We start from the raw sequence: 7,551 nt of genomic DNA on the forward strand, positions 1-7,551 counted from the left end.
GGGACCCGACCTGCACGCCCGAGAACCGGATCGCGCTCCGGGCCGGATCCACCGCCCACTCGGCGGCGGCGGCCGGCAGGGCTTCGCCCAGGAACACGCACAAGAACGCGCCCTGCAGCGCCGCAAGCAGGCAGAGGTGACGCGCGTTCATCGGGTGGGCTCCACGATCGGGGCGGTCGACGGCCGGCGCCCCGGCAGCATGCGGCGCAGCACGTCGTCGCGCAGGAGGAAATGGTGGCGCAAGGCGGCCGCCACGTGGACGGCGAGGAGGGCCGCCAGGAACCACGCCCCCAGGGCATGGACTTGCTTGAGGAGGCCCTCGGCGGCGGCGGGGTCGGGGACGTGGGCCGCCAGCGGCAGGTGCGGCCAGGGGACGAGGCCGTAGAGCACCGTCGGGATGTTGAACGGCGACAGCGAGACCACGGCCCAGCCGGTCAGGGGCAGCCCGACGAGGAGCAGATAGAGCAGGTGATGCGCCGCCGCGGCCGCCCGCCGCTCCCGCGCCGGCATCCCGGCCGGGTGCGGTGGCGGCCGGTGGGTCAGGCGCCAGAGGAGGCGCAGGACCGTCAGCGCCAGCACCGTGACGCCGACCGACTTGTGCCACTGGTAGAGCTGGAACTGGCGCAGCGGCGCCAGGGCCGCGTGCGTCATGGTCAGCCCGAGGCCGATCAGGACGAGCACGGCGAGCGCGCTCGCCCAGTGCAGCAGGATCGCCACGGCGGAGTACCGCCGCGCGGAAACCCCGTTCGCCATGGCCGATCCCCCGGTGTCAGTCCTGCTTCTCGAAGGCGCCCGCGATGGTGAGGTGCAGCTCGTCGCCGATCAGCGGCACGTAGGTCTTCACCCCGAACTCCGAGCGCTTGAGCGTGCCGGTGGCCTCGAAGCCGACCGTATACTTCTTGCTCAGCGGGTTCACGCCGGCGCCGACCAGGGTGACGTCCAGCGTCACCGGCTTGGTCACGCCGTGGAGCGTCAGGTCGCCCGTCACCTTCGCGTGGTCCTTGCCGGCCGGCGTGACCTTGGTGGACACGAAGGTCATGTCGGGGAACTTGGCGGCGTCGAGCCACTGGTCGCCCTTGAGCTCGTCGGTGAGCTTGGCGCTGGTGGTCGTCACCGAGGCGACCGGGATCTTCACCGAGAGCTTGGCCGCCGCCGGGTTCTTCGGCTGCAGCTCCAGCGTGCCGGACACGTCCGAGAAGCCGCCGGCATAGTTCGAGAAGCCCATATGGGACACGCGCCAGCCGACCTGGGTGTGGCCGGGATCGACCGCGTATGTACCGGCCTGGATCTGCGCCGGATCGCGGGTCGGCGGGGTCTGGGCCAGCGCCGAGGTGGCGACCAGCAGGGCCAGCAGGCCGGAGGCGAGAATCGACTTCAAGGGTGTCTCCTGCAGAGCAGACGGTCGAGCGCGATTCGCTGCGCCGCAGCAGCCCTGTAGACCCGTTCACGGCACCGGTTGAGCCTGCTATCCGGAACCCCATGGTTGCGAGAACGGAAACCTTCCGGGGCGGACTCGAGGATGTTCGGGCGTTCTGCGCCGTCGTCGATCTCGGCACGGTGACGGCCGCGGCCGCGAGCCTGCAGGAGACCAAGGGCAGCGTCAGCCGACGGATCTCCCGCCTGGAACAGGCGCTGGGCGCCCGGCTGATGGCGCGCACCTCACGGGCGGTCTCGCCGACGGCCGAGGGGCTGGCCTTCTACGCCAAGGCGCAGGAGAGCCTGACTCTCCTCGACGAGGCGGCCGAGACCGCCCGCGACGCCCGCACGGTGCCGACCGGGCACCTGCGGATCACGACCTCGATCGATTTCGGGATCGAGGTGATGCCCGAGATCGTCGCGAGCTTCCGGACCGCCTACCCGCAGATCACCGTGGAGATGCTGAACACCGACGCGCGCCTCGACCTCGCGGCCAACCGGATCGACCTCGCCCTGCGGCTCGGCGGCGCGGAGGAGACCGGCTACCGCGCGATGGTCCTCGCGACCCTGGCTCTCGGCCTCTACGCCGCCCCCGCCTATCTGCTGCGCCGCCCGGCCCCGACGGACCTCGCGGGCCTGCGCGACCACGACCTGATCCTCGCCCGGGAGCGGATCGGCACGGCGGGACTGGTGCTGACCGACGGGCAGGGCCGTACCGAGCCGCTGGCCTTGAGCCCGGCCATCCGGGTCAGCGACTTCGCCACCGCGCACCGGCTGACCCTGGCGGGCGCCGGGATCGGCCATCTCCCGAGCCTCGTCGCCGCCCGCGCCGTGGAGGCGGGGGAGATCCTGCGGGTGCTCAGCCCCTGGGCGACCCGCGGCGCGCATCTGCGCGCCGTCACCCTCGCGGGGCGCGAATTGCCCGCCCGCGTCCAGGTCTTCCGCGAGCATGTCCGCAGCGCCCTGGCGGCGCGCGACTGCCCCGGCGCCACCCTGGACGGCGACGACCCAAACAGATGACGCCCTCTCTTGCGCCGGAGATGACAGGGGCTGCGATCGGAATGGGCATCGCCCGGGCGACCGCCTAAGCCGAGCGACCCGCCGCCACCCGGTTCGTTCTGCCGTCGGCGGGCCGGTCCATCACGACCGACTTATATCTGCGCCGTGGCGACAGCATCGCTCTGCGCACCGGCGATGCGCACCTACCCCCGGACCAGCCGAAGGATCTCGCCATCCCGTGCGCGACGCACCCTTCCGCCGCGTCGGAGTCGGGGCATCGCGGCGCGGCTCAGCCGTCGCGACCGAGGCCGAGACCGCGGATGATGTCGCCGATCGGATCGATCTTCGGGGACGGGGCGGCCACCGGGGCCGTCTGGGGGGCCGCCGCGACGACGGCCGGCCGATCGGATTGCGCGGTGCGCTCGAGTGCGGCGTGGCGAAGCCGGGCAGTCCGGCGCGACCCACGCTCCGCCCCCTTCGGCCGATGCGTCGCCACAGCCTTCCGCAGCGGTTCGGCCGGACGTGCCATCTCGGCTGGAAGCGGCGCGGTCGGCATCGCCGTGGAGGGGACCGCGGCGGCGATCCGCGGCGTCGGGACAGCCGCCAGCGCTCCGGTGGTTTCCGGTGCGGACGAGCGGGCCGGGGGATTCACCCAGGCGGCCGGCGCGACCGGTGCCGCAGCCGTCACGACCGGACGTGCAGGGCGTGTCTGCACCTCGTAATTGCCCGGATGCAGAATATGCGCGGCCGCCACCAGCCCGAATACGGCAACGGCAGTGGTACCGAGGGTGGAGCGGTAGTGTTCCATGGCGGAAAAACGTACCGCCAAGCTCCCGGTTCCGCGCCATCGAACCGTGCGTCGGCGCAAACAAAAAAGGCCACTCCCGAAGGAGCGGCCCGAAGTCTAGGGAGGAAACGCCCAAGAAGGGCAGCGGGATCGCGACGCCATCGCCATCCCGCAATGCAAAGATAGGATACCGCAGTGCGGCATGCAACGGATCGGACGCCGGGGAGATATGCATATGCTCCCCTGTCGGGCCGCTCAGCCATGCGCCTGAAGCATGTCACCGCGCGGGATCGCGGACGGACCGCGCGACGTGCAGGGCGCCCTGCCCGCGGATCTGGCGGTGATGGGTGGACGCGAACGGGATCTAGGCCCCCCCGGACCGACCATCCTGGCCGATGAGCCGCTCGATCTCCGCCTCCGCGACGGCGCGTGCCGCGTGCTCGGAGGTGTACGGGCGGAACGACCCCCGGACCAGCTTGCCGCGGTCGCGGATCGCCCAGGTGAAGCGGCCGGGATCATGCCGGCTCGGCCTGACCTCGACCGTGTAGAGATGCCCGCCCGTCGCACCCATGCTGGGAATGTGCGGAAGCGTCCCGCATCGGGACAGGGGGTGCGACCCTGGGCGTCAGCCCCGGTCGCGAGAGCCGTTCTCCCCGCGTTGCTATGGCGCGCTCCGGACCAGGGCCGGCCGTCCGACCCGCCCCCGTCCTCCTGAGGGGCCGGAGCGCGAGCCCCTCAGGCGGAGAGGGGTGGATCGGAACGCCGCAGAGGCCGCATCGTCGGTCCCGTCACCCCGCGGTCGAGAATCACAAAACCAGGCTGCACCCCGTGCGGGAACGGCCCTAGCGCGCCGGCCGCCGCCGGCCCTGGGCCGGTCCGCGCGGTCCGGCGCCGCCCGCCGGTCGGCCCTCGCCCCGGCCCTCGTCCCGAGTCTCGGCCTGCCCCTCGGTCCGGGTCCCGAGCCAGACCACGTGCTTCGGGCCGCTGCCCCGGCCGCTCGCGTGGACGCGCTGCTCGTCGACCGCGAAGCCGGAGCGCTGCAGGCGGCTCTTGAACTTCCGGTCCGGCGCGCCCGACCAGACGCCCAGGATGCCGCCCGGCCGCAGGGCCCAGCGGGCGCGCTTCAGGCCCCAATTGTCGTAGAGCCGGTCGTTCGCCTTGCGCATCAGCCCCTCCGGGCCGTTGTCGACGTCGAGCAGGATCGCGTCGTAGCGCGCCGGGCCGGCCTGGATCAGGCGGTTGACGTCGGCCTCCTGCAGGTCGACCCGCGGATCGTCCAGGCAGCCGGCGAAGACGTGGGCGAGCGGCCCCCGGGCCCAGGCGACCACGGCGGGCACCAGCTCGGCCACCACCACCTGTGCCTCCGGCCCGAGGCCTTCGAGCGCCGCCCGCAGGGTGAAGCCCATGCCGAGGCCGCCGATCAGGATCCGGGCCCGGGGCCGGTCCTGGAGCCGCGCGCAGGTCATCGCCGCGAGCGCCACCTCGGAACCGCTGCGCCGGTTGTTCATGAGCTCGATCGTGTCGGCCATGATGGCGAATTCGTCGCCGCGCCGCATCAGGCGCAGGTCGGTGCCGCCCCCGGGCACGGATCCGGTATCGAGATGAACCCAGGGTATCACGCACACGTCCTCGGCTTGCCGGCGCCCGTCCCGTACGGGCGGCGGAGGGATCGCGGCAGGAGCAAGGCGGCGCCCGGACCCGGCAGTGCGCGTCGCGCAACCCCCTGCCCGGCGACGCACCTTGCCGCGACCGATTCCGGCGGCGTATCAGCACCTATGGCCAAACGCATCAAGTCGAGACCCCAGGAGCGGGGCTCCGTTCTGTTCGATATCGTCTTCACGGACGGTTCACGGGCCTCGAACCGGCGTGTGCCGGCCGAGATCCTCGGCGGCCTGGACGGCGACGAGCCGGCCCGGCAGCTCATTGCCGAGCAGGAGGAAGAGATCGCCCGCAAGGCCGGACGGCCGGGCCGCGCGATCGAGAGCCTGACGCGCTCGCCCGTCGTCAAGCCGAAGCCGGTCGTCTGACCGGAGCGGTCAGGCGCTCTCGGCCAGCCGGCGCAGGACCTCGTCGCGCAGGGCCTCGTTCATCGCCGCGAACCGGGCCTGCAGGCGCGTCCGCAGCCACGGGACCAGGGCGGGAGCGAGCAGGCCTGCGACGGCCACCGCCTGGACGAGGCGGACCCCGTCGGCGGTCTCGAGGATCCGGACCTCGTGCTCGCCGACGAGCAGGGGCGGCATCGTGAGGCCGCCGCGCCAGGCGAGGCGCCGGCCGGGCTCCCAGCCGGTCACCGTCACCTGGCGCGTCCGGTAGGCGCGGCCGTTCAGGGTCCGCTCCAGGCGCCAGCGCGCGCCCTCGCGCAGGCGGCCCGCCGCCTTGCGGATATACGGGTTCCACGCCGGGTAGGAATCCAGATCCGTCAGCACGGACCAGACGAGTCCGGCCCGCGCGGGGATCGCGATCTCCGTGCTGCTGATCCGAACGCCCGTCATGCCTTTCCTCCCGTCGCCCTCCCGCCGCCCTCCCGCCGGCGCCCGTTCGCCCCGGCCGCTCCCGCTCTCCGAGACCGCGCGCCGCCCGCCCGGCGGTTCAGACCGCGCCCTCGACCACTTCCAGCGCCCGCAGGATGGCGAACCCGATCCGCTCGGCCTCGGTCTCCGCGTCGGCGGGGAGCAGCGCCACGGTCTCGACCCCCCGCTCGTCCTCCGGACCGACCACGACCCGGATCACGTCGCCCTCGACCGCCGACGGGTCCCGGATCAGGCCGACCCGATGGCCGGCCCCCGTGCCGAAGACGCGCAGGGGCGCCTGGGCGGGATCGGGCTCCGGTTCCGGCGCGGGGGTGCGGGGGACGCCGAAGGCGGGGCGGATGACGTTGTCGTCGGACATGCGGAACCCAGTCTCCGTTCGTACGCGGGTGCCGGTGCGGGCGGGGCTCAGGCCGGCCCGGTCCGGGGGGCGGCGAGACCCGCCGTCGCGAGCACCGCGTCGGCCAGCACCTCCAGGCCGGCCCCGGCCCAGGCCGGCGTGATGCTCTCGGCCTCGTTGTGGCTGATCCCGCCGTGGCAGGGGCAGAACACCAGGGCCGCCGGCACCGCACGGGCGCAGTAGACGGCGTCGTGGTAGATCGCGGTCGGCATCCGCGTCCAGGCATGGCCCCGCGCCTCCGCCGCCGCCTGGACGCGATCCACCAGAACCGGATCGAACGGGGTCGGGGGCGCCCGCCAGAACTCCGAGACCTGGATCGTGAGGCCGCGCCCGGCCGCCAGCGCGTCGGCCCGGGCGCGGATCCGCGTCCCCATCGCCTCCAGCTGCGCGGTGTCGCCGTGGCGGGTGTCGAGGCTGAACCAGACCCGGCCGGGCGTGATGTTGCGGCTCGCCGGCTCCGCCTTCAGCACGCCGACGGTGGCGCGCCCGCGCTCGCCCCCCTCGCCGACCGCCGTCTCGGCGATGTCCTCCAGCGAGGCGATCAGCGCCGCCGCGGCCATCATCGCGTCCCGCCGGCCCGCCATGGGGCTGCCGGCATGGGCCTCCTCGCCCAGCACGGTGATCTCGTACCAGATCTGGGCGAGCGCCCGGTCGACCACCCCGATGGTGAGGCCGGCCTCCTCCAGGCGCTTGCCCTGCTCGATGTGGAGCTCGAAATAGGCGCCGATCTCCCGCAGGGCGGCCGGATCCGCCGTGCCCTGCCAGCCGATGCGCCGCAGCGCGTCGCCGAAGACGTGGCCCGCGAGGTCGCGGGTCGCCAGGATGTCGGCCTCCGGGACGATGCCCATGGCGACGCCGCTGCCGCTCATCGGCGGGGCGAAGCGCGCGCCCTCCTCGTTGCACCAGTTGATCAGCAGGAGCGGCGCCTCGGTCTCGATCCCGGTCTCGTGCAGGGCGCGCATGATCTCGAGCCCGGCCAGCACGCCGAGGGGTCCGTCGAACTTGCCCCCGGTGGGCTGGGTGTCGAGATGGCTGCCGATGGCCACGGGCTTGCGGCTCGGATCGCGCCCGGGGCGGCGGAAGATCATGGTGCCGACCCGGTCCACGGTGAGCGTCAGCCCCGCCGCCTCGCCCCAGCGTTGGAACAGGGCGCGGCCCTCGGCGTCGCGGTCAGTCAGGGCCTGCCGGTCGTTGCCGCCGTTGGGGAGCGCGCCGATCCGGGCGAGGTCCATCAGGCTGTCCCAAAGCCGGACCTGCGAGAGCGGGAGGTTGATGCGGTCCACCGTGCGCTCCATGGTGCCTCTGCCGAATGCCGACCGGACGGTGCAGGTTACGGCGCACCGGCAACCCGCACCAGGGTCGGGCGACGCGCGTTCCGGCGGCCGGGCAGCGGCCGTCCCGGAGCCCGGGCGGGGTGCGAA

The 7,551-nt window shown here is 73.5% G+C and carries 10 protein-coding genes; 2 read left to right on the top strand and 8 right to left on the bottom strand.

Annotated features, from left to right (window positions below; all coding sequences use genetic code 11):
- Positions 1 to 147 precede the first annotated feature (147 nt).
- Positions 148 to 753 carry a cytochrome b gene (locus I53_RS07705; protein WP_043348736.1) on the bottom strand — a complete coding sequence of 202 codons (606 nt, stop codon included), beginning with the start codon at positions 751 to 753 and terminating at the stop codon, positions 148 to 150.
- Positions 754 to 769: 16 nt separating this feature from the next.
- A complete protein-coding gene (locus tag I53_RS07710) occupies positions 770 to 1,378 on the bottom strand; it encodes a YceI family protein (protein ID WP_043348739.1) in 609 nt (202 codons plus the stop codon).
- A gap of 101 nt (positions 1,379 to 1,479) precedes the next feature.
- Here I53_RS07710 and I53_RS07715 point away from each other — a divergent pair, with 101 nt between their 5' ends.
- Positions 1,480 to 2,436: a LysR family transcriptional regulator gene (locus I53_RS07715; RefSeq protein WP_043348741.1), complete on the top strand. Its 957-nt coding sequence runs from the start codon at positions 1,480 to 1,482 to the stop codon at positions 2,434 to 2,436.
- Positions 2,437 to 2,704: 268 nt separating this feature from the next.
- Here I53_RS07715 and I53_RS07720 read toward each other — a convergent pair whose 3' ends face one another.
- The 3 genes from I53_RS07720 to I53_RS07730 form a co-directional block, all read right to left on the bottom strand.
- Complete coding sequence (locus I53_RS07720; RefSeq protein WP_244447695.1) at positions 2,705 to 3,244, bottom strand: hypothetical protein; 540 nt, start codon at positions 3,242 to 3,244, stop codon at positions 2,705 to 2,707.
- A 322-nt stretch (positions 3,245 to 3,566) separates the two neighbouring features.
- Positions 3,567 to 3,773 (bottom strand): hypothetical protein, encoded by a 207-nt coding sequence (locus I53_RS07725; protein ID WP_043348747.1) that lies wholly within the window; start codon positions 3,771 to 3,773, stop codon positions 3,567 to 3,569.
- A 271-nt stretch (positions 3,774 to 4,044) separates the two neighbouring features.
- Positions 4,045 to 4,821 (bottom strand): spermidine synthase, encoded by a 777-nt coding sequence (locus I53_RS07730; RefSeq protein WP_043348750.1) that lies wholly within the window; start codon positions 4,819 to 4,821, stop codon positions 4,045 to 4,047.
- 156 nt (positions 4,822 to 4,977) lie between these two features.
- Here I53_RS07730 and I53_RS07735 point away from each other — a divergent pair, with 156 nt between their 5' ends.
- Positions 4,978 to 5,229 carry a hypothetical protein gene (locus tag I53_RS07735; RefSeq protein ID WP_043348754.1) on the top strand — a complete coding sequence of 84 codons (252 nt, stop codon included), beginning with the start codon at positions 4,978 to 4,980 and terminating at the stop codon, positions 5,227 to 5,229.
- Between the two features lie 9 nt (positions 5,230 to 5,238).
- Here I53_RS07735 and I53_RS07740 read toward each other — a convergent pair whose 3' ends face one another.
- The 3 genes from I53_RS07740 to I53_RS07750 all read right to left on the bottom strand — a co-directional run bounded on the left by I53_RS07740 (position 5,239) and on the right by I53_RS07750 (position 7,425).
- Positions 5,239 to 5,694, bottom strand: coding sequence for an SRPBCC domain-containing protein (locus tag I53_RS07740; protein WP_043348757.1), 456 nt, complete (start codon positions 5,692 to 5,694; stop codon positions 5,239 to 5,241).
- 97 nt (positions 5,695 to 5,791) lie between these two features.
- A complete protein-coding gene (locus tag I53_RS07745) occupies positions 5,792 to 6,091 on the bottom strand; it encodes a hypothetical protein (protein ID WP_043348759.1) in 300 nt (99 codons plus the stop codon).
- Positions 6,092 to 6,138: 47 nt separating this feature from the next.
- Positions 6,139 to 7,425: a Zn-dependent hydrolase gene (locus I53_RS07750; protein WP_043348762.1), complete on the bottom strand. Its 1,287-nt coding sequence runs from the start codon at positions 7,423 to 7,425 to the stop codon at positions 6,139 to 6,141.
- Between the last annotated feature and the right edge of the window lie 126 nt (positions 7,426 to 7,551).

The sequence above is a fragment of the Methylobacterium sp. B1 genome (assembly GCF_000333255.1).
GTDB lineage: Bacteria > Pseudomonadota > Alphaproteobacteria > Rhizobiales > Beijerinckiaceae > Methylobacterium > Methylobacterium fujisawaense.

Coding starts and splice junctions, on each gene's coding strand:
- I53_RS07715 (WP_043348741.1), top strand. CDS start 1,480: ATGGTTGCGAGAACGGAAACCTTCCGGGGCGGACTCGAGGATGTTCGG.
- I53_RS07750 (WP_043348762.1), bottom strand. CDS start 7,425: ATGGAGCGCACGGTGGACCGCATCAACCTCCCGCTCTCGCAGGTCCGG.
- I53_RS07735 (WP_043348754.1), top strand. CDS start 4,978: ATGGCCAAACGCATCAAGTCGAGACCCCAGGAGCGGGGCTCCGTTCTG.
- I53_RS07740 (WP_043348757.1), bottom strand. CDS start 5,694: ATGACGGGCGTTCGGATCAGCAGCACGGAGATCGCGATCCCCGCGCGG.
- I53_RS07745 (WP_043348759.1), bottom strand. CDS start 6,091: ATGTCCGACGACAACGTCATCCGCCCCGCCTTCGGCGTCCCCCGCACC.
- I53_RS07725 (WP_043348747.1), bottom strand. CDS start 3,773: ATGGGTGCGACGGGCGGGCATCTCTACACGGTCGAGGTCAGGCCGAGC.
- I53_RS07705 (WP_043348736.1), bottom strand. CDS start 753: ATGGCGAACGGGGTTTCCGCGCGGCGGTACTCCGCCGTGGCGATCCTG.